This is a genomic window from Herbaspirillum seropedicae (assembly GCF_001040945.1).
Taxonomy (GTDB): Bacteria; Pseudomonadota; Gammaproteobacteria; order Burkholderiales; family Burkholderiaceae_D; genus Herbaspirillum; species Herbaspirillum seropedicae.
On sequence record NZ_CP011930.1, the window covers coordinates 4,449,813 to 4,473,284 of the forward strand.

A 23,472-nucleotide genomic window follows, 5' to 3' on the forward strand; every position below is an offset into this window, starting at 1 on the left:
ACGAGAGTCCGCCGCTGTCCACGGTCATCGTGTGCATCGCGCATTGCGCCTGCACACCGCCAGTGGGCAGGCCCGCGTGCCCTACAATGGCGGTCTGGAGTGAAACATGACCGAACTCGAATTCAAATCGCTGGCCACCGAAGGCTACAACCGCATCCCCCTGATCGCCGAAGCCTTCGCCGACCTGGAAACCCCGCTGACGCTCTATCTCAAGCTGGCCCAGAGCCACCACACCGGCAAGAATACCTTCCTGCTGGAATCGGTCGTGGGCGGCGAGCGCTTCGGCCGCTATTCCTTCATCGGCCTGCCCGCCTCGACCAAGATCCGCTGCAGCGGCAAGCAGATCGAAGTGCTCAAGAATGACGTGGTCATCGAAACCGCCGAAGGCAATGCGCTGGAATTCATCGCCCAGTACCAATCCCGCTTCAAGGTCGCGATCCGCCCCGGCATGCCGCGCTTCTGCGGCGGCCTGGCCGGCTACTTCGGCTATGACGCCGTGCGCTACATCGAGAAACGCCTGGAAGACAGCGCCCCCAAAGATACGCTGGGCCTGCCCGACATCCAACTGCTGCTGACCGAAGAACTGGCCGTCATCGACAACCTTTCCGGCAAGCTCTACCTGATCGTCTATGCCGATCCCACCCAGCCGGAAGCCTTCTCCCGCGGCCGCCAGCGCCTGCGCGACCTGCGCGCCATGCTGCGCCGCCCGGCCGATGCGCCGGTGACCACCGGTTCGGTGCGTACCGAGACCATTCGCGAATTCCCCAAGGACGAATATCTGAAAGCCGTGGCCCGCGCCAAGGAATACGTGATGGCCGGCGACCTGATGCAGGTGCAGATCGGCCAGCGCCTCAAGAAATCCTATGTGGATTCGCCGCTGATGCTGTACCGCGCGCTGCGCTCGCTCAATCCCTCGCCCTACATGTACTTCTACAACTTCGGCGACATGCAGATCGTCGGTGCTTCGCCGGAAATCCTGGTGCGCAACGAATCCATCGGCGAAGGCCAGAAGAAGATCACCATCCGTCCGCTGGCCGGCACCCGCCCGCGCGGCTCCACCATCGAACGCGATGAGCAGCTGGCGCGCGAACTGCTGGCCGACCCCAAGGAAATCGCCGAACACGTGATGTTGATCGACCTGGCCCGCAACGACATCGGCCGCATCGCCACCACCGGCAGCGTCAAGGTCACCGACCAGATGGTGATCGAAAAATATTCCCACGTGCAGCACATCGTCTCCAACGTCGAGGGCATCTTGAAGCCCGGCATGTCCAACCTGGATGTGCTCAAGGCCACCTTCCCGGCCGGCACCCTCTCGGGCGCGCCCAAGGTGCGCGCCATGGAAATCATCGACGAGCTGGAGCCGACCAAGCGCGGCATCTATGGCGGCGCCTGCGGTTATCTCTCCTTCGGTGGCGAGATGGATGTGGCCATTGCCATCCGTACCGGCGTCATCAAGGATGGCACGCTGTACGTGCAGGCGGCCGCCGGCATCGTGGCCGACTCGGTGCCGGAAATGGAATGGGAAGAAACCGAAAACAAGGCGCGCGCCGTACTGCGCGCTGCTGAACAAGTGCAAGATGGCCTGGACGGAGAAATCTAAATGCTGCTGATGATCGACAACTACGACTCCTTCACCTACAACCTGGTGCAATACTTCGGCGAACTGGGCGAAGAGGTGCTGACCATCCGCAATGACGAGATCACACTGGATGACATCAGGAAACTGAACCCCGAGCGCATCTGCCTCTCCCCCGGCCCCTGCAGCCCCAAGGAAGCCGGCATCTGCGTGGACCTGTTAAAGGAATTCTCGGGCAAGCTGCCCATCCTGGGCGTGTGCCTGGGCCACCAGGCCATTGGCGAAGCCTTCGGCGGCAACATCATCCGCGCCAAGCAGGTGATGCATGGCAAGACCTCCAAGATCGCCCACACCGGCGTAGGCGTCTTCCAGGACCTGCCCTCGCCCTATACGGTGATCCGCTACCACTCGCTGGCCATCGAACGCGCCACCCTGCCGGATTGCCTGGAAGTGACGGCCTGGACCGATGATGGCGAGATCATGGGCGTGCGCCACAAGGAGTTCGACCTGCAAGGCGTGCAGTTCCATCCCGAGTCCATCCTCTCCGAGCACGGCCACGCCCTGCTCAAGAACTTCCTGAGCGGCAGCGCCCACGGCTGAGACCATCACATCACAAGAGACAAGACATGCCCATCACTCCCCAAGAAGCGCTGCTGCGCTGTATCGAACACCGCGAGATCTTCCACGATGAAATGCTGACGCTGTTCCGCCAGATCATGAGCGGCGAGATGTCGCCGGTCATGATCGCTGCCCTCACCATGGGCCTGCGCGTGAAGAAGGAAAGCATCGGCGAGATCGCCGCCGCCGCCCAGGTCATGCGCGAATTCGCGACCAAGGTGCCGATGGCCGACACCTCGCGCCTGCTCGACATCGTCGGCACCGGTGGCGATGGCGCACACACCTTCAACATCTCCACCGCTTCCATGTTCGTGGCCGCGGCGGCCGGTGCGCGCGTGGCCAAGCATGGCGGGCGCAGCGTGTCGTCCTCGTCCGGCAGCGCCGACGTGCTCGAGGCACTCGGTGCGGACATCAACCTGCAACCCGAGCAAGTGGCGCAATCGATCGCCCAGACCGGCATCGGCTTCATGTTCGCCCCCAACCACCACGCCGCCATGAAGCACGCCGCGCCGGTGCGCAAGGAGCTGGGCGTACGCACCATCTTCAACATCCTCGGTCCGCTGACCAATCCGGCGGGGGCGCCCAACATCCTCATGGGCGTGTTCCACCCCGACCTGGTCGGCATCCAGGTGCGCGTGCTGCAACGCCTGGGCGCGCAACACGCCATCGTGGTCTGGGGCCGCGACAACCTGGATGAAGTCACGCTGGGCGGCGCCACCATGGTGGGCGAGCTCATCAATGGCGAGATCCGCGAGTACGAGATCCATCCGGAAGACTTCGGCCTGTCCATGTTTGCCAGCCGCAACTTGCAGGTCAGCAATGCGGCCGAATCGAAGGAAAAGATCTTCGAAGCCCTGCGCGGGGAACCCGGTCCGGTACACGACATCGTAGTCATCAATGCCGCCACCGCTCTGTATGCGGCCGGTGTTGCGCCCTCGATTGCCGAAGGCCTGCAGACGGCGCGCGCCACCATCGCCTCCGGCGCGGCCCGCGCCAAGCTGGACCAGTTCGTCCAGGTGACCCGCCAGCTCGGTGGCAAGCACTGAGCCGACATCCGACACTCGATATTCGATACCTGACAGGAGCCCCATGTCCGACATCCTCAACAAGATCCTCGACGTTAAGGCCGAGGAAGTGCGCATCGCCAAGAAAGAGCGCGACCTCGCCAGCCTGCGCCGCGATGTCGAAACCGACAGCGAGCTGCGTTCCGAACTGCGCAACTTCGAAGAGAGCCTGCGCGGCAAGATCGCCAACGGCCAGGCCGGCGTGATTGCCGAAGTCAAGAAGGCCTCGCCCTCCAAGGGCGTGATCCGTCCCGACTTCAAGCCCGCCGAGATCGCCGTGAGCTATGCCGAACATGGCGCGGCCTGCCTGTCGGTGCTCACCGATGAACAGTTCTTCCAGGGCTCGCCGGACTACCTCAAGCAGGCACGGGCCGCCTGCGCCCTGCCGGTGCTGCGCAAGGATTTCATGATGGATCATTACCAGATCTATCAGGCGCGCTCCTGGGGCGCGGACGCCATCCTGCTGATCGTGGCCGCGCTGGACCATGGCCTCATGGCCGACCTGGAAGCCTGCGCCCACGAGCTGGGCATGAGCGTGCTGGTGGAAGTGCATGACCAGGCTGAACTGGACGCAGCCCTCAAGCTCAAGACCCGCCTGTTGGGTATCAACAACCGCAACCTGCGCACCTTCGAGACCACACTCGACACCACGCTGAACCTGCTGCCGCGCATCCCCCCGGAAAAGCTGGTGGTCACCGAATCGGCCATCGCCACGCCGGACGACGTCAAGCGCATGCGCGATGCCGACGTGCATGCCTTCCTGGTTGGCGAAGCCTTCATGCGTGCGCCGGAGCCGGGCGTAGAGCTGGCGCGCCTGTTCGCCTGATTGCCGCACGCACGAACAAACCTCGCCCGGTGCAAACCGGAGCGAGGTTTTTTTACGTCCCGAGAGTGACGACCTGAGCAGCGATCAAGCCGAGAAACCGCCATCGATCATCAGGTTGGCACCGGTGATGTAACCCGATTCCGGACCTGCCAGATAAGCCACGAAGCTGGCGATTTCTTCGGCCTTGCCATAGCGCGGCAGCGCCATCAAACCCGTCAGGGAGGCCGCGAAGTCACCGCTGGCCGGGTTCATGTCGGTATCGACCGGACCGGGCTGGACGTTGTTGACGGTGATGCCACGCGGACCGAGGTCGCGGGCCAGACCCTTGGTCAAGCCGACCAGCGCCGACTTGCTCATGGCATACACGGCACCGCCGGCAAAGGGAATGCGGTCGGCATTGGTGCTGCCGATGCTGATGACGCGACCGCCCTCGCCCATGTAGCGCGCGGCCTCCTGGGTCGCGACGAAGACGCTGCGCACATTCACGGCCAGGGTACGGTCCAGGTCTTCCAGCTTGAATTGGTCCAGCGGGCCCATGGCCAGCACGCCGGCATTGTTGACCAGGATATCGAGGCGACCAAAGGTCTCGGCGGCCAGGCGGATGGCTTGTTGCAGGGCGGCAGCATCCGCGCTGTCGGCCTGGATCGCCAGGGCGCGGCCTCCCTTGGCTTGCACGCTGGAGACCAGCGCCTGCGCCTTGTCCGGCGAACTGACATAGGTGAAGGCAACGGTCGCGCCCTCGGCGGCCAGGCGCTGTACGATGGCCGCGCCGATGCCGCGCGAACCGCCTTGCACGAAGGCAACCTTGGAAACCAGGGTGGAGGTGGAAACGGCGGCTTGTTGGTCTTGCTTGCTCATGATCTTGCTCCTTGAAGGTGATGGATTGGCCCCGTCGGCCTGCGCCTGGGTGTGCTGCGGGCGGCTGTGTGCGTCCGGGTTGAAGCAAGTATCGGCGCTGGATTATGTGCTGACTAGCCGGCAATCCCTATCTTCTTTTTAAACCATTGGTTTAGAATCGAGCGATGGAAACCATGACCAGCATCGAATGCTTCGTCGCTGCGGCCCACGCCGGCAGCTTTTCGGCGGCGGCGCGCCAGCTTGGCCTGACCTCGGCGGCGGTGGGCAAGAATGTGGCGCGGCTGGAGAGTTCGCTGGGTGTGCGGCTGTTTCATCGCAGCACCCGCAAGCTCTCGCTGACCGAGGCGGGCGAACGCTTCCTGCAGGAAGTGGGCGGCGGCCTGCAAGCCATCCGCAGCGCCGTGGCCAACCTGGCCAGCGCGGGCGGGCAGCCGGCTGGCACGCTCAAGGTCAGCATGGGGACGGGGTTCGGGCGGCAATACATCGTGCCCTTGCTGGGGGAATTCCTGGGGAGATATCCGGGCATCCAGCCGGACTGGCATTTCGAGAACCGCCCGGTCGATCTCATCAGCGAAGGCTTCGACGCCGCCATCGCCGGCGGCACCGAGCTCTCACCCGGCGTGGTGGCGCGTGAGCTGGCGCCGGCGCACCGGGTCTTGCTGGCGTCGCCCGCTTACCTGGATGCGCACCCACCGCTGCACTCGCCGGCCGATCTGGCCGAGCATGCCGGCATCCTGATCCGCTCGCCGCAGACCGGCCGCGTGCGGCCCTTCTCGCTGCGCGACCGCAGCGGCCAGCAGGCCCCGGTCACGCTGCAGCAACGCATGACGATGAGCGACGCCAATGCCGCCTGCGAGGTGGCCGAGGCGGGCTTGGGCATCACCCTGGTCGCGATGCCGCACGCGCTGCCGTATCTGGAAGGCGGCACGCTGGTGCGGGTGCTGCCGGACTGGTATGTCGACACCGGCATGCTCTCGCTCTACTTCACGGCAGCCAGGCTACTGCCGGCCAAGACCCGCGTCTTCGTCGACTTCGTGGTGGAGCACTTCCGCCGCGAGCGCCTGGCCGAGCGCTTTTCCGCACAGCGCTAGGGCCTGTTCAGCGCTTGCCCGGCGCGGCCCGCATGCCGCCGCCGATGTTGCTGCCGGCGTCGCGCGCCAGGCCGCGATAACCGATCACCGAGATCAGGGTCACCACACCGGCCATGGCAAAGGCCCACTGGAAATCGCCCAGGGTGAAATGCGCACCGCTGGCGTCGATCGCCTCGCCACGCAGGGCCGCAGCAATGCGCAAGGCCAGCGCGCCGAAGGCGATGCCCATGCCGATGGTCATCTGCTGCGCCACGCTCCAGAGCGTGCTGGCCGAAGACTTGCGGGCATCACTGATATCCGCATAGGCCAGCGTGGCCAAGGTCGAGAACTGCATCGAGCGTGACAAGCCGTAACAGAAGATCACGCCCAGGATCACCGGCAACGGTGTGGCGGGCGTCAACAGGCCGCAAGCGATGATGAGGCCACCCGCGATGGCGGCATTGTTGACCGCCACGCTGCGAAAACCGAAGCGCTGCAGGATGCGCGTGGTGAAGGCCTTCATGCCGAGGTTGCCCAGCGCGGTCGCCAGCAACAGCAAGCCCGACTGGAAGGCGGTGAGCCCGAAACCGATCTGGAACATCAGCGGCATCAGGTAAGGCACGGCATCCACCCCGATACGCGTGAGCGAACCGGTCAGCACCGTCACCGAATAGGTCGGAATGCGCAAGTTGGAAAAATCCAGCAGCGGATGTTCGATGCGCTGCATGTGACGCCAAGCGCCATACCCCAACACCACGCCCAGCGCCACGAAGCCGAGCGCCACCTTGATGTTGGATTCCATGTGGCTGGCGATTTCGGTGCCATACAAGAGCGAGGTCAGCGCCGCGCCCGAGAGCAGGAAGCCGACCAGGTCCAGCGGTCGCTTGCTCACGCCATGTTCATTGCGCACCACCATCATCACCGCAGTGAAGGCAGCAAGACCAAATGGCACGTTCATCAGGAAGATCCAGTGCCACGAAGCATAGGTGGTGATAAAACCGCCGATGGACGGCCCCACCACCGGCGCCACGATGGCCGGCCAGGTGATGGTGGCGATGGCTTTCATCAGCCTGTCCTTGCCGGTGCTGCGCACCACGATCATGCGCCCGACCGGCACCATCATTGCCCCGCCCAGCCCTTGCAGCACACGGGCGGCGGTGAACTCCCAGACGTTCTGCGAAAAACCGCACAGGATGGACGCCAGCGTGAAGATGGCAATGGCCATGCCGAACACCGTGCGCGAACCGAAGCGGTCCGCCACCCACCCACTGATGGGGATGAAGACCGCCAGCGTGAGCATGTAGGCGGTCATGCCCAGGCTCAGTTCGTTGGGTCCGACACCGAATGACTGCGCCATCTGCGGCAGGGCCGTGGCGATGATGGTGGTGTCCAGATATTCCATGAAGAAGGTCGCCGCCACGATGTAGGGCAACATGCGCACGCGTGCGTCGGTCAGGCTATTGTCGTTGGTTGCCACGTTGTTTTCGCCTCTGCTTTCTGGATGCTCCATGCGAAACGCCGGCATGTGCCGGCGCTTGCATCAGGAGAATGATCTATATTCCCTAAATTATTTATATCAATAAAAATATTAATATAAATATTAATATCAATAGAACTTCAGGAAGTGCATCAGCAGCTGGATCACGATGACGCCGCCGATGAGCCCGCCGCCGAAATAGACGATCACACCCAGGAACATGTTGGTGCGCCGCTGCTCGGCCAGCAGCTTGCGGATCAGCTCGGTGTTCTGCGGCTGGCTGTCGCCTTCGGTGTAGCGCGTCAGCGCCTGATGCGCCAGGCGCGGCAGCTCGGGCAGCAGGCGGCTGTAACGCGGCACTTCCACCTTCAGCTGTTCGACGAAACCGCGCCAGCCGATCTGCTCGCTCATCCAGCGCTCCAGATAGGGCTTGGCGGTCTTCCACAGGTCGAGGTCGGGATCGAGCTGACGGCCCAGGCCTTCGACGTTGAGCAAGGTCTTCTGCAACAGCACCAGCTGCGGCTGCACTTCCACATTGAAGCGGCGCGAGGTCTGGAACAGGCGCAGCAGCACCTGGCCGAAGGAAATGTCCTTCAGCGGCCGATCGAAGATCGGTTCGCAGCAGGCGCGCACCGCCGCTTCCAGTTCATCGACGCGGGTATCCTTGGGCGCCCAGCCGGATTCGATGTGGGCCTCGGCCACGCGCTTGTAGTCGCGGCGGAAGAAGGCCAGGAAATTCTGCGACAGGTAATCCTTGTCGAAATCGTTGAGCGTGCCGACGATGCCGAAGTCCAGCGCGATATAGCGGCCAAAGCTCTCCGGCGCCACTGACACCAGGATGTTGCCGGGGTGCATGTCGGCATGGAAGAAGCCGTCACGGAACACCTGGGTGAAGAAGATCTCCACGCCATCGCGCGAGAGCTTGGACAGGTCCACACCCTCGGCGCGCAGGCGCTCGGTCTGAGAGATGGGAATGCCATGCATGCGCTCCATCACGATCACCGAGGGCGAGCAATAGTCCCAGTACATCTCCGGCACCATCAAGAGCGTGGACTCGGCGAAGTTGCGGCGCAACTGGCTGGCGTTGGCGGCTTCGCGCATCAGGTCGAGCTCGTCGTGCAGATATTTGTCGAACTCGCCCACGACTTCCTTGGCCTTCAGGCGGCGGCCATCGGCCCACAGCCGTTCCAGCCAGTCGGCGGCGACGTGCATGAGGCCGATATCGTGGTCGATGATGTCGCGCATACCCGGGCGCAGCACCTTGACGGCGACTTCCTTGCCATCCTTCAGGGTGGCGAAGTGGACCTGGGCAATCGAGGCCGAGGCCACCGGAGTGCGCTCGAAGGTGGCGAAGAGCAGGTCGGGATGCGCGCCCAGCGATTTCTCGATCTGCTTGACCGCCAGTTCGGAATCGAAGGGCGGCACGCGATCCTGCAGCAAGGTCAGCTCGTTGGCGATGTCCGGCGGCATCAGGTCGCGCCGGGTCGAGAGTACCTGGCCGAACTTGATGAAGATGGGACCGAGGTCTTCCAGCGCACGACGCAAGCGCTCACCGCGCGGCGCGGACAGGTCGCGCCAGAAGAAGATGCGGTTGATGATGCGGGCAATGCGCGGCGGCGCGAATTCAGAGGCGATGATTTCATCCAGGCCATAGAGAATGGCCACGCGGACGATCTTGAGCAGACGCATGGAACGCAGCAGCATCAGCGACGCTCCAGCTTCTCGATGCGCTTGGACAGGCGTTCCAGATCATCGCGCAGGCGCACGACGTCGGCGGAAAAGTCCTGCAACTGGCGGGGGCGGATCAGCATCGGTTGTTCTTCCAGGAAATACTCGGCAAGGTTGTCGGTGAGCTTGCGGCCGGTGCTGCGGGCCGCCTCGAACAGGCCGCGTGCGCCGGAGACGATGCGGGTGGCGGCGACATCGCCGACCACGCGGGACAGGTCATCCTCGGCATCCCAGCGCAGCGTCTGGCTCAGTTGCGAGATCGCATTGGCGAAATCGGCATCGCCTTCCAGCTTGACGTAGGACACGGCACGCTCGCGGTTGGCGGCAATCAGCGGCAGGTCGGAAAGCTTGATACGGATAGTGACATTGGCCGGCGCATCGGCGGGCACATCCTGCAGGTAGCCATCGCCGGCCACTTTCAGGCGCAGTTGCATGACGCCGGTATCGATGCAGGCCACCTTGCCGGCATGGGCGATGAGCGTGTTGCGCGCCCACGGCTCCTGCGCCAGCAGATGGTTGATCGCCGCTGCGGCGGGTTTCATCGGGTCGAGGGCCAACGTGGCGGGATCAGGCAGCACGGACATGGATTCCAAAGGCGGGTTAGGCCAGGTTCAATAACAAGGACAAAGACAAAGTCAAAACGCGGTCAGCCAGGCAATCAGCGCCGCAAAAACAAAACCGCCCGCAAAAGCCGGGCGGTTTCAAGTGTAACAGCTTGGCGGGCAGGCAAGGTTCGCACCAGGCGGGTTCCTTGATCCGGCACCGCTATCAGCTAACGGCTACACCTGCTGGATGCCGGCCAGCACCCAGCCGCCGCTGCCGTTGAGCGGCTTGGACAGGTTCCAGATTTCGGCGAAGGGCTCGGCCGAGACATCCGGGGCTTCCTTGATCAGTCCCTGGAAGCGCACCGTGGCCAGGTAATCGAAGGCCATGGTCTCGATGCCTAGCAATTGCGCATCCAGCTGGACCACATCGGTGGCGTTGGGGGCCGCGCCCCGTTCGGTCAATTGCATGCGCAGCTCGGCAAACATCTCGGGGGTGGTGAATTCGCGGATGTCGTTGACATCGGCGCGATCCCACGCCGCCTGCAGGCGGATGAAATAGGTCTTGGCATTGCGCACGAAGCCGGCCGTATCAAACCCTTCCGGAATGCCCCATTGCTGGATCTGCGCCGGCTGGGCCGCAGCGCCATACGCATTGCCTTGCAGGGCCGGCGGCGGGTTGATGTCGCGCAGTCCGGAACCGATCTCGGGGGTCGCGCCGGCAGCGCTGCCGATGGGGCTCACACCCGGCATGGGCGTGGCATAGGCCGGATTATTGTTCTGCGCCTCACGGCCGCGGGCAAACATGCGGATCAGGAAGATCACCGCCGCGCACAGCAGTGCGATGGTCAGCAGCGACCCCAGCAGGCCGCCCATGGCGCCGCCAATGCCGAAGTGCGACATCAGCGCGCCCAGGCCAAAGCCCAGCAAGGCGCCGCCCAGCACATTGCGCCAGGGGCTGGCTGGCTTGGGCATGGGTGCGCTTTGCGGCGTGGCGGCCGGCGTCGAGGGACGGTACGGGGTGGCCGAAGGCTGGCTGTAGGATGGCGAGGACGGTGCCGCCTGGCGCGAGTAATTGGACGATTGCTTGCCGAAGGAGCCGCCACCGCCCAGGCGCTTGGCCTCGGCGGGCGACATGATCAGGGACAGCGAGGTGATCGACAGCAGCAGTGCGAGCAGGAGTTTTTTCATGGGCTTGCCTCTTGTGGATGATGCCGAGATGGCGGGCGACCAAGGAAAAAGCAAGCCCGTCGATTCGGAGCGGTCATTGTCGCCGGGCAGAATTAAGCCAGTCTTAATGCCGCTGCGCCCAGCATTTCTTACATCTTAATGCCCGTATGCAGCGCGGCCACACCGGCAGTCAGGTTGAAGTATTGCACGCGCTCCAGGCCCACCTGTTCCATCATCTGCTTCAGGGTTTCCTGGTCGGGGTGCATGCGGATCGATTCGGCCAGGTAGCGATAGCTGTCGGCGTCGTTGGCCACCTTCTTGCCCAGCCATGGCAGGACCGAGAAGGAATAGACGTCATAGGGTTTCTTCAGCGGCTCCCAGACCTTGGAGAATTCCAGCACCAGCAGCTTGCCGCCGGGTTTGAGCACGCGGCGCATCTCGGCCAGGGCGGCATCCTTGTGGGTCATGTTGCGCAGGCCGAAGGCCACCGAGACGCGGTCGAAGTAGTTGTCCCGGAAGGGCAGCTTCTCGGCGTCGCACAGCATGGTGGGGGTGACGATGCCCTGGTTGAGCAGACGGTCGCGACCCACGCGCAGCATGGATTCATTGATGTCGGTATGCCAGACCTCACCGCTGGGGCCGGCCTGCTTGGCAAAGGCCTTGGACAGGTCGCCCGTGCCGCCGGCAATGTCGAGCACCTTGAAGCCAGGACGGATGCCGGCCTGGGCGATGGTGAAGGCTTTCCAGAGACGATGCAGGCCCGCCGACATGAAGTCGTTCATCACGTCGTACTTGGCGGCGACGGAATGGAACACTTCCGCGACCTTGCGGACCTTCTCTTCTTCTTTGACGGTCTCGTAACCGAAATGGGTGGTGTTGGTCATGGCTAGGCCTGTAACAATGAAGACGACATTATAAGAGACGGGCCAGCGCAGAGCTTGCCCTGGATCAGCAGCAGGGCTTGAGACTCAGTGCGCATGACCGCAACCGTGGCCGCCGCCCGCCTCGGGCTGATGATCCCGCCCGCTGTCCCGCGTGAAACCGGCGGCTTCCAGTTTCTGCAGATAGGCTTCCCACAGCGCGGCCTGGTCGCGACCGAGCTGGTAGAGGTAATCCCAGGTGAAGATGCCGCTGGCGTGGCCATCCGAGAACAGCGGTTTGACGCCGTAGTTGCCGACCGGTTCGATGCCGTGGATCTCCACCTCGCGCTTGCCGGTCTGCAGTACTTCCTGACCGGGACCGTGGCCGCGCACTTCAGCCGAGGGCGAATAGACCCGCATGAGCTCGAAAGGCAGCGCATACATCACGCCATCATCGAACTCGACTTCGACCACGCGCGAGAGCTTGCGCACCTTGAAGGAAACGGGAACCGGAGAAGACGGGGCGCTCATGGGCTCTCCCTTGTGAAATTCGTGAGAGGAAACGCAAGCCCGGCCAGGTCATTCCAGACCGGGACTGCAGGTGCAGATCAGGCCGTCAAACCCGCCGCATCGAGCTGCCGGCGCACCGCCTCGCGCAGCTGCGGCAGCCGTGCGCGACGTGCTGCAATGCTGGCGGCGTCAGCGGGCCGGCGTGGCTCAGCCCACACCGGGCTGGGGAAATGACGGTCGTCGGTGAAGCGCGGGATCACATGCCAGTGCACGTGCGGCGTCATATTGCCCAGCGTAGCCAGGTTGACCTTCTCGGGCTGCATGACTTCGCGCAGGGCAGCTTCCACCGCCCACACCGCATTGGCCATCAAGGTGCGCTGCGCCGGGGCGAGGTCGGTCATTTCCTTGACGTGCTCATGGCAGATCACGCGGCAAAAGCCCGGGTAATCGGCTTCGTCCACCAGCACCACCCGGAAAACCGGGTGCTGCCACAGCACTTCGCCGCCGTCTCCGGCGCACAGCTCGCAGGCGGGAACCACAGATGCGCTCATGGCTTACACCAGGATGCGTTCGATGCCGCCATTGTTGGCGCGCTCGACGTATTCCGGCATCCAGTTCTCGCCCAGCAGGTGACGCGCCATCTCGACCACGATGTAGTCGGCCGTGGTGCCGGCATCCTCGTTGTAGCGCGACAGGCCCTGGAAGCAGGACGGGCAGGAGGTCAGGATCTTGACGTCGCCGGTGAAGCCGTCGGCGCGCACCTTGTCGCTGCCCTTACGCATTTCCTCTTCCTTGCGGAAGCGCACCTGGGTCGAGACATCCGGACGCGACACGCCGAAGGTGCCCGACTCGCCGCAGCAGCGATCGTTCTTCTCGATCTTCTGCGCATCTATCGTGGTGATGAGCGAGTTGACGGTCTTCAGCGGGTCCTGCTGCTTCATGGGGCTGTGGCAGGGATCGTGGTACATGTAGCGGGTACCGGTCACGCCTTCGAGCTTGACGCCCTTCTCCAGCAGATATTCGTGGATGTCGATGATGCGGCAGCCGGGGAAGATCTTCTCGAATTCATAACCCTGCAACTGGTCGTAGCAGGTACCGCAGGACACCACCACGGTTTTGATGTCGAGGTAGTTCAGCGTATTGGCCATGCGATGGAACAGCACGCGGTTGTCGGTGATGATCTTCTCGCCCTTTTCGAAGTCGCCGGTCCCGCGTTGCGGATAGCCGCAGCACAGGTAGCCCGGCGGCAGCACGGTCTGTACGCCGACATTCCACAGCATGGCTTGCGTGGCCAGACCGACTTGCGAGAACAGGCGCTCCGAACCGCAGCCCGGGAAGTAGAACACCGCTTCCGTATCGGCCGTGGTGGTCTTGGGATTGCGGATGATGGGGACGATCTTGTCGTCCTCGATATCCAGCAAGGCGCGCGCGGTCTTCTTGGGCAGGTTGCCCGGCATCTTCTTGTTGATGAAGTGGATCACCTGCTCCTTCACCGGCGGCTTGCCGACGGTGGCGGGCGGTTTCTGGGTCTGCTTCTTGGCAAACTTCTTCATCAGATCGTTGCCCAGGCGCTGCGCCTTGAAACCCCACTGCGTCATCACCTTGCGGGTGGCGTTGATGGTGGCCGGATCGGTGGCGTTGAGGAAGAACATGGCCGCATTGGTGCCGGCATTGAAGGACTTCTTGCCCATCTTGCGCAAGAGATTGCGCATGTTCATCGAGACATCGCCGAAGTCGATATCGACCGGGCAAGGCGTGACGCACTTGTGGCAGACCGTGCAGTGGTCGGCCACATCCTCGAACTCTTCCCAATGCTTGATGGAAACGCCGCGGCGGGTCTGCTCTTCGTAGAGGAAGGCTTCCACCAGCAGCGAAGTCGCCAGGATCTTGTTGCGCGGCGAGTAGAGCAGGTTGGCGCGCGGCACGTGGGTCGAGCAGACCGGCTTGCACTTGCCGCAGCGCAGGCAATCCTTGACGCTGCTGGCAATCGCGCCGATGTCGCTCTGCTGCATGATCAGCGATTCGTGGCCCATCAGGCCGAAGGACGGCGTGTAGGCATTGGACAGATCCGCTTCCATGCCGGGCAGGTTCAGCAGCTTGCCCTTGTTGAAGCGGCCTTCGGGGTCTACGCGCTTCTTGTATTCGCGGAATTCGCCGATCTCGTCTTCGGTCAGGAATTCCAGCTTGGTGATGCCGATGCCGTGCTCGCCCGAGATCACGCCATTGAGCGAGCGGGCCAGCTTCATGATGCGCGCCACGGCGACGTGGGCATCCTGCAGCATTTCGTAATGGTCGGAATTGACCGGGATGTTGGTGTGGACGTTGCCGTCACCGGCGTGCATGTGCAGCGCCACGAAGACGCGGCCACGCAGCACGCGCTTGTGGATGGCCTGGCATTCTTCCAGGATCAGCTTGAAGGCCGCGCCCGAGAAGATCTGGCGCAATTGCGCGCGCACTTCCTGCTTCCAGGAGATACGCACGGTGCGGTCCTGCACCACGTGGAAGACGGCGGCTTCGGGCTGGTCGACCAGACGCTGCTCGAATACCGGCAGCATCTTTTCCAGGCCCAGTGCGGCCAGTTCGCCCTTGGCTTCACCCAGCGGCTTGTCCAGGTTGGCCAGCAGGTAGGACCAGCGCGCATGGGTCTGCTCCAGCAGGCTTTCGGCCTGGTGGACGCGGTCTTCCAGCATCTCGGCGGCGGGGATGTCGTCACCCTCGGCGTCGTCGCTCTTGCCCAGCGGCAGGTTGCCCTTGACGAAGAAGCTGTCCAGTTCGGCCAGCAGTTGCAGCTTGTTCTTGATCGACAGCTCGATGTTGATGCGCTCGATGCCGTCGGTGTATTCGCCCATGCGATTGAGCGGGATCACCACGTCTTCGTTGATCTTGAAGGCGTTGGTGTGCTTGGCAATGGCGGCGGTACGCGAGCGGTCCAGCCAGAATTTCTTGCGCGCTTCCGGGCTCACGGCCACGAAGCCCTCGCCCACGCGGTTGTTGGCCATGCGGATCACTTCCGAGGCGGCGGCCGCCACGGCGTTCTCGTCGTCACCGACGATGTCGCCGATCAGCACCATCTTGGGCAGTACACCGCGCTTGGACTTGGTGGCATAGCCGACCGCGCGCAGGTAGCGCTCGTCCAGGTGTTCCAGGCCGGCCAGGATGGCGCCGCCCTTCTTGGTCTCTGCGTCCAGGTAATCCTTGATTTCCACGATCGAGGGAATCGCATCGCGCGCCTGGCCGAAGAACTCCAGGCAGACCGTGCGGGTCTGCTTGGGCATCTTGTGCAGAATCCAGCGGGCCGAGGTGATCAGGCCGTCGCAGCCTTCCTTCTGCACGCCGGGCAGACCGGAGAGGAACTTGTCGGTGACGTCCTTGCCCAGGCCTTCCTTGCGGAATTTCTTGCCGGAGATTTCCAGGATCTCGGTCTTGAAGACTTCGGTCTTCTGGCCCTTTTCGCCGGGGTGCGACCACTCCAGCTTGAAGCGCGCCACTTCCACGTCGTGGATCTTGCCCAGGTTGTGGTCCAGGCGGGTCACTTCCAGCCAGTCACCCTGAGGATCGACCATGCGCCAGCTGGCCAGGTTGTCCAGGGCGGTACCCCACAGCACGGCCTTCTTGCCGCCGGCGTTCATGGCGACGTTGCCGCCGATGCAGGAGGCTTCGGCCGAAGTCGGGTCCACCGCGAAGACGAAACCGGCCTTTTCCGCCGCATCCGAGACGCGCTTGGTGACCACGCCCGCGCCCGAGTAGATGGTGGCGTAGGGCTTGTCCAGGCCGGGCAGGATTTCCATCTCGACCGCGCCCAGTTGCTCCAGCTTTTCGGTGTTGATGACGGCCGACATGGGCGTGAGCGGAATGGCGCCGCCGGTATAACCGGTGCCGCCGCCGCGCGGGATGATGGTCAGCCCCAGTTCGATACAGGCCTTGACCAGGCCGGCCATCTCGTCCTCGGTGTCGGGGGTGAGCACCACGAAGGGGTACTCGACGCGCCAGTCGGTGGCGTCGGTCACGTGCGAAACACGCGACAGGCCATCGAACTTGATGTTGTCCTTGGCGGTAAAGCGGCCCAACACCTTGGTGGCACGCTTGCGCAAATCATAGGTCTGGCGGAATTCTTCGGCGAAGTCGGCAATGGCCTTCTTGGCCGCCTTCAGCAAGGCTTCCACGCTGGCGCTGCGGCGCTGGGCCTCGGCGTCGCCGGCCTCGGCCTGGTCGGTGGCCAGGCGGCGCTTGTCGACTTCGCCCAGGCGATGGTTCAGTGCTTCGATCAGCGCGGCGCGGCGCTTGGGGTTGTCCAGCAGGTCATCCTGCAGATAGGGATTACGGCGCACCACCCAGATGTCACCCAGGACTTCATACAGCATGCGCGCCGAACGCCCCGTCTGACGCTTGCCGCGCAGCTCGTCCAGCAGGGACCAGGACTCTTCGCCCAACAACCGGATCACGATCTCGCGATCGGAGAAGGAAGTGTAGTTGTACGGGATTTCGCGCAAGCGCGGGGGCGTGGCGCCATGCGGCGCGTCTGTAAGCAAGGCCTGGATCTGTGCGGGGGCGTTCATCGATGTATGAGGTAAATCTGCTGCCGGAGGTGCATTTTAGCCTATTGGCAAAACTCGCGATGGCCTGCGCCCGTTTTGGACGGGCTTGCATGAGCTTAGCGGGGCCTTGTGAGGCTGATCGGCGACGTTTGCAGCGACTAGCGCGGCGATAGGCTCTGCCAATTGAATTTATAAATACAATCAATTTCTTATAATTGATTGCAAAAATCTATAATTCATCCAGACATCAGGGGAATGCCCTGAACCCATTCCCACGAGGAGGATCCCATGTTGCAGACCCTGATGACCGAATTCCTGGAAAACCTGGCCATCACCCTGGCCGACTATGCCCAATGCAAGGCCTGAAGCAGGCCGGATCCACATACCAAGGAGCTCACCATGCACACCGCCATCCTCAATGAAGACACCGGCCTGGCCATGACACTGAAGACCCGCCACTTCGCCGTACTGGGCGTGACGGCCACCTTCCTGGCCATCCGCCTGGTCGAAAGCCTGGCCCCGACCCTGGCTGGCTGATTGCCACGCCGGCCCTGCAGACGACGACGGCGCCCTGGCGACGCCGTCCTGCATTCTGCTGGCCGACATCTACGCCAGCCAGTCACCCACACGGTGCCAGAAGCCATCCGGCACATTCAGCAGCAGCCAGGTCATCAGCACGTAGCGGATGAACTTGCCGATGGCCATATACACCACCGAGGGCCAGAACGGCAGGCGCAGCCAGCCTGCCAAGGTACAGATGGGGTCGCCTATGCCGGGCAGCCAGGCCAGCAGCATGGTCTTGGCGCCGAAGCGTTCCAGCCAGTGGAACCAGCGTGTGGAGCGCTCCTTGGCGAAGGCCTGCTTGGCCCCATAGCCCATCCAGTAATCGACGATGCCGCCCAGGGTGTTGCCCAGCGTGGCGATGAGGATCACCGGCCAGAACATGTCCGGGCTGGCCTTGATGACGGCGAAGACGGCCGGCTCCGAGCCCAGCGGCAGCAAGGTCGCCGAGACGAAGCTGATCAGGAAGACGGAGGTCAGGCCCACCGTGGGAATGGCGAGGATGTTGAGCAGCCAGAGGACGGCGGATTCGATCATGCAGGCGGGAAGATGGATTGAAGGGGCTGGCCGCAGCCAGGCGAGTCGCCATCCCTCACACTTTGTCTGAAGAATGGCACAGCGTGCATTCTAGCTGGTGCCGCCGGGCCTGAATTCAAGAAGCGAAGGAAGGTTCACTCTCCCCCGCCCGCCACGTCCGCTTGCCGACGCCGCCCCCGGCTCCTTTATAATGTCCAGTTCCCCTGGCCCCGATCGGCTATCACCCGACCCGGCCCAGCAGGAATCCCAAGCGGCTTACCCAGCCTTTTTTCCCTTTACCTGATTGCGATATGACCGCGCCTGAACCCGCTGCTGCTCGCCTGACTTCACTTCACTGATGACCAACATGAGTAACGATTATCTGAAAAAGATCCTGACCGCCCGCGTCTACGACGTCGCCCAAGAAACCCCGCTGGAACTGGCGAATACGCTGTCGCAAAGGATTGATAATCGAATTTACTTCAAGCGTGAAGACATGCAGAGCGTGTTCAGCTTCAAGCTGCGCGGCGCCTACAACAAGATGGCCCACCTGACGCCGGCGCAACTCAAGCGCGGCGTCATCTGCGCCTCCGCCGGCAACCACGCCCAGGGTGTGGCGCTGTCGGCCGCGCGCCTGGGCTGCCGGGCGGTCATCGTCATGCCCACCACCACCCCGCAGGTCAAGATCGACGCCGTCAAGGCCCGCGGCGGCGAGGTGGTGCTCTTCGGCGACTCCTTCACCGATGCCTACGAACACGCGCTGACGCTGGAAAAGAAGCAGAAGCTGACCTTCGTCCATCCTTTCGACGACCCCTACGTGATCGCCGGCCAGGGCACGGTGGGCATGGAAATCCTGCGCCAGCATCCGGACCCTATCCACGCCATCTTCGTGGCCATCGGCGGCGGCGGCCTGATTGCCGGGGTAGCTTCCTACGTCAAGGCAGTGCGCCCGGACATCAAGATCATCGGCGTGCAGACCACCGATTCGGACGCCATGGCGCGCAGCCTCAAAGCCGGGCGCCGCGTGGCGCTGCCGGACGTGGGCCTGTTCTCGGACGGCACGGCGGTCAAGCTGGTCGGTGAAGAAACCTTCCGCATCGCCAAGGAACTGGTGGACGAAGTCATCATCGTCGACACCGACGCCGTCTGCACCGCCATCAAGGACATCTTCCAGGATACCCGCAGCATCGTGGAGCCTGCCGGCGCCTTGGCGGTAGCTGGCGCCAAGGCTTACGTGGAACGCGCCAAGGCAAGCAAGAAGCCGATCAAGGGTGAATCGCTCATCACCATTGCCTGCGGCGCCAACATGAACTTCGACCGCCTGCGCTTCGTGGCCGAGATGGCCGATGCGGGCGAGGCGCGCGAAGCGGTCTTCGCGGTCACCATTCCGGAAGAACGCGGCAGCTTCCGCCGTTTCTGCGAAACCGTGGGGCCGCGCAACGTCACCGAATTCAACTACCGCATCAGCGATGCCAAGGCGGCGCACGTGTTCGTCGGCATCCAGGTGTCGGCAGCCGACGAGGCCGGCAAGATCGCTCGCAACTTCGAGAAGGCCGGCTTTGGCGTGCTCGACCTGACCCATGACGAACTGGCCAAGGTCCACATCCGCCACCTGGTCGGCGGCAAGAGTGACCTGACCGGCGACGAGTTGCTGTATCGCTTCGAATTCCCGGAGCGTCCGGGTGCGCTGATGAAGTTCCTCTCCAGCATGAACCCGGGCTGGAACATCAGCCTGTTCCACTACCGCAACCAGGGGGGGGACGTGGGCCGCATCCTGATCGGCCTGCAGGTGCCGAAGAAGGAAATGAAGGAGTTCCGCGCCTTCCTGGCACAACTGGGCTATCGTCACTGGGACGAAAGCAAGAACCCGCTGTACAAGCTGTTCCTCGGCTAAGACCGACGCGGCGCGCCACCCCAGTGGCGGCGCGCCGCGGCAGCATCACTGAACGTCATCAGCAGCACCGCAGGAGTATCCACATGGACCACACCAACCCGTCCGCATCCCCCGCCAGCCATTCGCCAGAGAGCTCGCCGCTGGGCAAGAGTTCGCAATATCCGACCCATTACGACCCCAGCCTGCTGTTTCCGATTCCGCGCGCACCCAAGCGCGCCGAATTGCAGATCAGCGGCACCCTGCCCTTCTTCGGCGTGGATCTCTGGACGGCCTACGAGATTTCCTGGCTGAACCTGCGCGGCAAGCCACAGATCGCCATCGCCACCTTCATGGTGCCGGCCGATTCACCGAATATCATCGAATCGAAGTCCTTCAAGCTGTATCTGAATTCCTTCAACCAGGAGCGCCTGGAAAGCGCCGACCAGTTGATCGACAAGATGCGCACCGACCTCTCCGCCGCCGCCGGCGCCCAGGTGCAGGTGGCGCTGACCGAACCGGCGCAGTTCGGCCAGTTGCAGTTCGGTGAACTCTCCGGCCTGCTGCTGGACCGGCTGGATGTGGAGATCGAAGCCGCCGCCAGCGGCGCTCATCCGGACGGCAGCCAGCTGCGCGCCAATACCGAGGAAGCCACCGTGGAGGAAACCCTGGTGTCGCACCTGCTCAAGTCCAACTGCCCGGTGACCAGCCAGCCTGACTGGGGCAGCGTACAGATCCAGTACGTGGGCGCGCCCATCGACCAGGAGCGGCTGCTGAAGTACATCATCGGATTTCGCGAGCACAACGAGTTCCACGAACAATGCGTGGAACGCATCTTCACCGACATCCTGCGCTACTGCAAACCGCAGAAGCTGGCGGTATATGCCCGCTACACCCGGCGCGGCGGGCTGGACATCAATCCCTGGCGCAGCAATTTCTCCAGCGCCAAGCCGCCTTCGCAGTTGCGCAACGCGCGCCAATAAACCCTGGTCAGTAAGTAGCCCGTTGCCGGTGCGCGGCCTCGTTGAGGGCCGCACACCGTCACAAAATTGTTAGCAAATCTTGCAAAAGCACGTTTGTCACCTTTGGCGGACTGCCGCCGTGCCGCATATTTGGTAACATCTTGCCCTTCTGCAATATGAAGGATAACGGGAAACTTTTGGCACAATCCCTGTCAATCCTGCATGGCCCATGCATGAGTTTGCCTGGCCGTGCGATGTCCCACCATCGTTTTTTTAGCAATCCTGCCCATCGCCACGCTCCTGCTCCGCTTTAGCGCAGCCGTGGGGCTTTAGCCTGTAGTTGACAATAAATATGATAACCACCACCTCCTCGCATCCGCGCACCCCGACCCCTGCTTCGCCACTGCGCGCCTGGCGCCGCCTGGCGATGGTCGCCACCGCCGCCATTGCATTGGCTCCCGTCGCGCACGCCGAAGACAACCAGTACAGCCTGTGGCAGCAGACCAAGGACCACGCCGCCAACATCTGGAACCAGGGCGAAAGCGAGCTCTATCTGTCCGGCGTCGCCCACCACGGTCGCGGCACCTACACCAAGGAAAAGCTCAACGAGCTCAACGAACATGCCTGGGGCCTGGGCTACGGCAAGACCCTGCGCAATGAAAAGGGCGACGATGAATCCTTGTACGGTTTCGTGCTCAAGGATTCGCATCGCCACCCGCAGTACATGGCCGGCTACGCCTATGAATGGGTCTTCCCGATCGCCAAGACCGGTCTGGAAGTCGGGCTGGGCGGCACGGCCATGTTGATGAGCCGCCAGGATTACTTCCACAGCGTCCCCTTCCCGGTGCCGCTGCCGCTGGCTTCCATCGGCACCAAGAAAGGCAAGATCATGTTCGCCTACGTGCCGCGCCTGTCGGCCAACAAGAACAACGGCGACGTGCTGCTGATCTTCGGCCGCATCGAAATGTAATATCAGCGGGCATGGCGGGGGTCACCCCGCTGTGCCGCCGCCCGTGTGTCCGCTTGCATACACTGGGCTCTCGAAGTTTTTCTAGAAAAATCCTCAAAAAACACCGGAAACTGACTTGATTGGCAACAAGTTTCCGCGCATCATCGCCGCAGATGGCGCATCTTGCGGCAATTCCCTTCATTCGGCCCGAATTCACCTCCTGTTCGGCGCTTTCAAAGCGTTACCTGCCTCCCAAACAGGCCTATAATCCAGCTCAAAGCTTCAGCCTGTAGCAATTCCTTGAGCGTCATGACTAATCTTGCAAAAATCCTGTCTCCAGAAAACGTTGTTCTGGATCTGGAAGTCTCCAGCAAAAAAAGAGCTTTCGAACAAGCCGGCCTGACCTTCGAAAACAACAGCGGCATCGCCCGCTCCACCGTTTCCGAAAACCTGTTTGCTCGCGAGCGCCTTGGCTCCACCGGGCTTGGGCATGGCGTGGCCGTGCCGCACGGACGCATCAAGGGATTGAAGGCGCCGCTGGCGCTGTTCATGCGGCTGGCCGCGCCGATTCCCTTCGAGTCGCCCGATGGCCAGCCGGTCAAGCTGCTGGTGTTCCTGCTCATTCCCGACCATGTGACGCAGCAGCACCTGGAAATCCTGTCGGAAATCGCCGAGATGTTCTCCGACGACGCCTTCCGCAATGAACTCACCCATGAACCCGATCCTGCCGTGGTCCACGCCCGCATCGTGACCTGGCAGACTTCGATGGAAAAGGCCGGCTGAGGCCGCCCTCTTCCCTTCACCGCCACGCCAGTCAGACCGGAGCTCCATGCCCACCTATTCCGCGTTGTCGATCCAGCAGCTCTACGAAGAAAACCGCGAATCCCTGCAACTGGGATGGTTCGCCGGCTTCCCCGGCGGTGAGCGCCTCATCTCCGGCGACGCCGTCTCGGCCTCGGACCAGGTCGGCCACCTGAACCTGATCCACCCTGGCCGCATCCAGGTCTTCGGCCATCAGGAAATCGAATACTACGACCGGCTCTCCAACACCTCGCGCGCCTACCAGACCGCCGAACTGGTGACCGGCGAGCCGCCAGCCTTCATCATCGCCCAGGGCTTGTCCACTCCGCCCGATATCCTGGCGGTCTGCGACGAAAAGAACATCCCGCTGTTTTCCACGCCGCTGCCGGCAGCGCAGGTGATCGACTACCTGCGCGTGTACCTGTCCAAGAAACTGGCGCAGCAGATCACCATGCACGGGGTGTTCATGGATGTGCTGGGAGTGGGTGTGCTGATCACCGGCGAATCCGGCCTGGGCAAGAGCGAACTGGGCCTGGAACTGATCTCGCGCAGTCACGGCCTGGTGGCCGATGATGCGGTCGAATTCGCCCGCATCGCTCCCAACATGATCGAGGGCCGCTGCCCGCCGCTGCTGGCCAACCTGCTGGAAGTGCGCGGCCTGGGTCTGCTGGACATCAAGGCCATCTTCGGCGAGACCGCCGTGCGCCGCAAGATGCGCCTCAAGCTGATCGTCCACCTGGTCCGCCGCAGCACCCTGGAAGAGAACTACGAACGCCTGCCGCTGGATGCGCAATATGAAGAAGTGCTGGGCCTGCCCATCCGCAAGGTGGTCATCCCCGTGGCGGCGGGCCGCAACATCGCGGTGCTGCTGGAAGCCGCCGTGCGCAACACCATCCTGCAACTGCGCGGCATCGATACCCTCAAGGAATTCATCGAGCGCCAGCGGCGCGCCATGAACGGCGAATAAGCGCCCTCG

At 63.1% G+C, this 23,472-nt stretch carries 21 protein-coding genes; 11 read left to right on the forward strand and 10 right to left on the reverse strand.

All coding sequences use genetic code 11. The features are described from left to right. Nucleotides 1-106: 106 nt before the first annotated feature. From trpE to trpC, 4 genes are read left to right on the forward strand one after another with little or no spacing between them, the layout of a single operon-like run. Complete coding sequence (gene trpE / locus ACP92_RS19385; RefSeq protein ID WP_013235826.1) at nt 107-1,603, forward strand: anthranilate synthase component I; 1,497 nt, start codon at nt 107-109, stop codon at nt 1,601-1,603. After that, complete coding sequence (locus ACP92_RS19390; protein ID WP_013235827.1) at nt 1,604-2,179, forward strand: aminodeoxychorismate/anthranilate synthase component II; 576 nt, start codon at nt 1,604-1,606, stop codon at nt 2,177-2,179. Between the two features lie 26 nt (nt 2,180-2,205). After that, on the forward strand, nt 2,206-3,243 hold the full coding sequence (gene trpD / locus ACP92_RS19395) for an anthranilate phosphoribosyltransferase (protein WP_013235828.1): 1,038 nt from the start codon (nt 2,206-2,208) through the stop codon (nt 3,241-3,243). Between the two features lie 43 nt (nt 3,244-3,286). Continuing rightward, on the forward strand, nt 3,287-4,087 hold the full coding sequence (gene trpC / locus ACP92_RS19400) for an indole-3-glycerol phosphate synthase TrpC (protein WP_013235829.1): 801 nt from the start codon (nt 3,287-3,289) through the stop codon (nt 4,085-4,087). 84 nt (nt 4,088-4,171) lie between these two features. On the opposite strand, the gene ACP92_RS19405 is transcribed toward trpC, so the two are convergent. Beyond that, nucleotides 4,172-4,945: a 3-oxoacyl-ACP reductase family protein gene (locus tag ACP92_RS19405; protein WP_013235830.1), complete on the reverse strand. Its 774-nt coding sequence runs from the start codon at nt 4,943-4,945 to the stop codon at nt 4,172-4,174. A gap of 164 nt (nt 4,946-5,109) precedes the next feature. On the opposite strand from ACP92_RS19405, the gene ACP92_RS19410 reads away from it, so the two are divergent. Beyond that, nucleotides 5,110-6,036 carry a LysR family transcriptional regulator gene (locus ACP92_RS19410; protein ID WP_013235831.1) on the forward strand — a complete coding sequence of 309 codons (927 nt, stop codon included), beginning with the start codon at nt 5,110-5,112 and terminating at the stop codon, nt 6,034-6,036. 7 nt (nt 6,037-6,043) lie between these two features. Here ACP92_RS19410 and ACP92_RS19415 read toward each other — a convergent pair whose 3' ends face one another. From ACP92_RS19415 to ACP92_RS19450, 8 genes are all read right to left on the reverse strand, one after another. Further along, complete coding sequence (locus tag ACP92_RS19415; protein WP_013235832.1) at nt 6,044-7,540, reverse strand: MFS transporter; 1,497 nt, start codon at nt 7,538-7,540, stop codon at nt 6,044-6,046. An 81-nt stretch (nt 7,541-7,621) separates the two neighbouring features. Then, nucleotides 7,622-9,196 carry a ubiquinone biosynthesis regulatory protein kinase UbiB gene (ubiB, locus tag ACP92_RS19420; protein WP_013235833.1) on the reverse strand — a complete coding sequence of 525 codons (1,575 nt, stop codon included), beginning with the start codon at nt 9,194-9,196 and terminating at the stop codon, nt 7,622-7,624. After that, nucleotides 9,196-9,804 (reverse strand): ubiquinone biosynthesis accessory factor UbiJ, encoded by a 609-nt coding sequence (locus tag ACP92_RS19425; protein WP_013235834.1) that lies wholly within the window; start codon nt 9,802-9,804, stop codon nt 9,196-9,198. Before ACP92_RS19425 ends, ubiB begins: the two co-directional genes overlap by 1 nt. Nucleotides 9,805-9,999: 195 nt before the next feature. After that, complete coding sequence (locus ACP92_RS19430; RefSeq protein ID WP_048348622.1) at nt 10,000-10,953, reverse strand: Tim44 domain-containing protein; 954 nt, start codon at nt 10,951-10,953, stop codon at nt 10,000-10,002. Nucleotides 10,954-11,081: 128 nt separating this feature from the next. Then, nucleotides 11,082-11,816: a bifunctional demethylmenaquinone methyltransferase/2-methoxy-6-polyprenyl-1,4-benzoquinol methylase UbiE gene (gene ubiE, locus ACP92_RS19435; RefSeq protein WP_013235836.1), complete on the reverse strand. Its 735-nt coding sequence runs from the start codon at nt 11,814-11,816 to the stop codon at nt 11,082-11,084. 84 nt (nt 11,817-11,900) lie between these two features. After that, entirely contained in the window at nt 11,901-12,323 is a 423-nt protein-coding gene (locus ACP92_RS19440; protein WP_013235837.1) for a gamma-butyrobetaine hydroxylase family protein, read from the reverse strand. 77 nt (nt 12,324-12,400) lie between these two features. Continuing rightward, on the reverse strand, nt 12,401-12,853 hold the full coding sequence (locus tag ACP92_RS19445) for an HIT family protein (RefSeq protein WP_013235838.1): 453 nt from the start codon (nt 12,851-12,853) through the stop codon (nt 12,401-12,403). Between the two features lie 3 nt (nt 12,854-12,856). After that, nucleotides 12,857-16,858, reverse strand: a complete 4,002-nt coding sequence (locus ACP92_RS19450; RefSeq protein WP_013235839.1) for a DUF3683 domain-containing protein — start codon at nt 16,856-16,858, stop codon at nt 12,857-12,859. 378 nt (nt 16,859-17,236) lie between these two features. Here ACP92_RS19450 and ACP92_RS24915 point away from each other — a divergent pair, with 378 nt between their 5' ends. After that, entirely contained in the window at nt 17,237-17,374 is a 138-nt protein-coding gene (locus tag ACP92_RS24915) for a hypothetical protein (protein WP_167578396.1), read from the forward strand. Between the two features lie 69 nt (nt 17,375-17,443). Here ACP92_RS24915 and ACP92_RS19455 read toward each other — a convergent pair whose 3' ends face one another. After that, a complete protein-coding gene (locus ACP92_RS19455) occupies nt 17,444-17,935 on the reverse strand; it encodes a YqaA family protein (RefSeq protein WP_013235840.1) in 492 nt (163 codons plus the stop codon). Between the two features lie 337 nt (nt 17,936-18,272). Between ACP92_RS19455 and ilvA the strand changes: the two genes are divergently transcribed. From ilvA to hprK, 5 genes are all read left to right on the forward strand, one after another. Continuing rightward, the gene (ilvA, locus tag ACP92_RS19460) at nt 18,273-19,808 is read left to right on the forward strand and encodes a threonine ammonia-lyase, biosynthetic (RefSeq protein WP_257785549.1); all 1,536 of its coding nucleotides are present in this window, start codon (nt 18,273-18,275) and stop codon (nt 19,806-19,808) included. A gap of 83 nt (nt 19,809-19,891) precedes the next feature. Beyond that, nucleotides 19,892-20,767 carry an NADPH-dependent 7-cyano-7-deazaguanine reductase QueF gene (gene queF / locus ACP92_RS19465; protein WP_013235842.1) on the forward strand — a complete coding sequence of 292 codons (876 nt, stop codon included), beginning with the start codon at nt 19,892-19,894 and terminating at the stop codon, nt 20,765-20,767. A 334-nt stretch (nt 20,768-21,101) separates the two neighbouring features. Further along, on the forward strand, nt 21,102-21,716 hold the full coding sequence (locus ACP92_RS19470; protein ID WP_041312235.1) for a hypothetical protein: 615 nt from the start codon (nt 21,102-21,104) through the stop codon (nt 21,714-21,716). 288 nt (nt 21,717-22,004) lie between these two features. Continuing rightward, entirely contained in the window at nt 22,005-22,478 is a 474-nt protein-coding gene (locus ACP92_RS19475) for a PTS sugar transporter subunit IIA (protein WP_013235844.1), read from the forward strand. Between the two features lie 46 nt (nt 22,479-22,524). Then, nucleotides 22,525-23,463 carry an HPr(Ser) kinase/phosphatase gene (hprK, locus tag ACP92_RS19480; protein WP_013235845.1) on the forward strand — a complete coding sequence of 313 codons (939 nt, stop codon included), beginning with the start codon at nt 22,525-22,527 and terminating at the stop codon, nt 23,461-23,463. Nucleotides 23,464-23,472 lie beyond the last annotated feature (9 nt).

Excerpts from the sequence above, each read along its gene's own strand:
- queF (WP_013235842.1), top strand. The coding sequence starts at position 19,892 with ATGGACCACACCAACCCGTCCGCATCCCCCGCCAGCCATTCGCCAGAG.
- ACP92_RS19410 (WP_013235831.1), top strand. The coding sequence starts at position 5,110 with ATGGAAACCATGACCAGCATCGAATGCTTCGTCGCTGCGGCCCACGCC.
- ubiE (WP_013235836.1), bottom strand. The coding sequence starts at position 11,816 with ATGACCAACACCACCCATTTCGGTTACGAGACCGTCAAAGAAGAAGAG.
- ACP92_RS24915 (WP_167578396.1), top strand. The coding sequence starts at position 17,237 with ATGCACACCGCCATCCTCAATGAAGACACCGGCCTGGCCATGACACTG.
- ilvA (WP_257785549.1), top strand. The coding sequence starts at position 18,273 with ATGACCAACATGAGTAACGATTATCTGAAAAAGATCCTGACCGCCCGC.
- trpE (WP_013235826.1), top strand. The coding sequence starts at position 107 with ATGACCGAACTCGAATTCAAATCGCTGGCCACCGAAGGCTACAACCGC.
- trpC (WP_013235829.1), top strand. The coding sequence starts at position 3,287 with ATGTCCGACATCCTCAACAAGATCCTCGACGTTAAGGCCGAGGAAGTG.
- ACP92_RS19425 (WP_013235834.1), bottom strand. The coding sequence starts at position 9,804 with ATGTCCGTGCTGCCTGATCCCGCCACGTTGGCCCTCGACCCGATGAAA.
- ACP92_RS19440 (WP_013235837.1), bottom strand. The coding sequence starts at position 12,323 with ATGAGCGCCCCGTCTTCTCCGGTTCCCGTTTCCTTCAAGGTGCGCAAG.
- ACP92_RS19475 (WP_013235844.1), top strand. The coding sequence starts at position 22,005 with ATGACTAATCTTGCAAAAATCCTGTCTCCAGAAAACGTTGTTCTGGAT.
- ACP92_RS19450 (WP_013235839.1), bottom strand. The coding sequence starts at position 16,858 with ATGAACGCCCCCGCACAGATCCAGGCCTTGCTTACAGACGCGCCGCAT.
- hprK (WP_013235845.1), top strand. The coding sequence starts at position 22,525 with ATGCCCACCTATTCCGCGTTGTCGATCCAGCAGCTCTACGAAGAAAAC.
- ACP92_RS19390 (WP_013235827.1), top strand. The coding sequence starts at position 1,604 with ATGCTGCTGATGATCGACAACTACGACTCCTTCACCTACAACCTGGTG.
- ubiB (WP_013235833.1), bottom strand. The coding sequence starts at position 9,196 with ATGCTGCTGCGTTCCATGCGTCTGCTCAAGATCGTCCGCGTGGCCATT.
- ACP92_RS19455 (WP_013235840.1), bottom strand. The coding sequence starts at position 17,935 with ATGATCGAATCCGCCGTCCTCTGGCTGCTCAACATCCTCGCCATTCCC.
- ACP92_RS19415 (WP_013235832.1), bottom strand. The coding sequence starts at position 7,540 with ATGCCGGCGTTTCGCATGGAGCATCCAGAAAGCAGAGGCGAAAACAAC.
- ACP92_RS19405 (WP_013235830.1), bottom strand. The coding sequence starts at position 4,945 with ATGAGCAAGCAAGACCAACAAGCCGCCGTTTCCACCTCCACCCTGGTT.
- ACP92_RS19445 (WP_013235838.1), bottom strand. The coding sequence starts at position 12,853 with ATGAGCGCATCTGTGGTTCCCGCCTGCGAGCTGTGCGCCGGAGACGGC.
- ACP92_RS19430 (WP_048348622.1), bottom strand. The coding sequence starts at position 10,953 with ATGAAAAAACTCCTGCTCGCACTGCTGCTGTCGATCACCTCGCTGTCC.
- trpD (WP_013235828.1), top strand. The coding sequence starts at position 2,206 with ATGCCCATCACTCCCCAAGAAGCGCTGCTGCGCTGTATCGAACACCGC.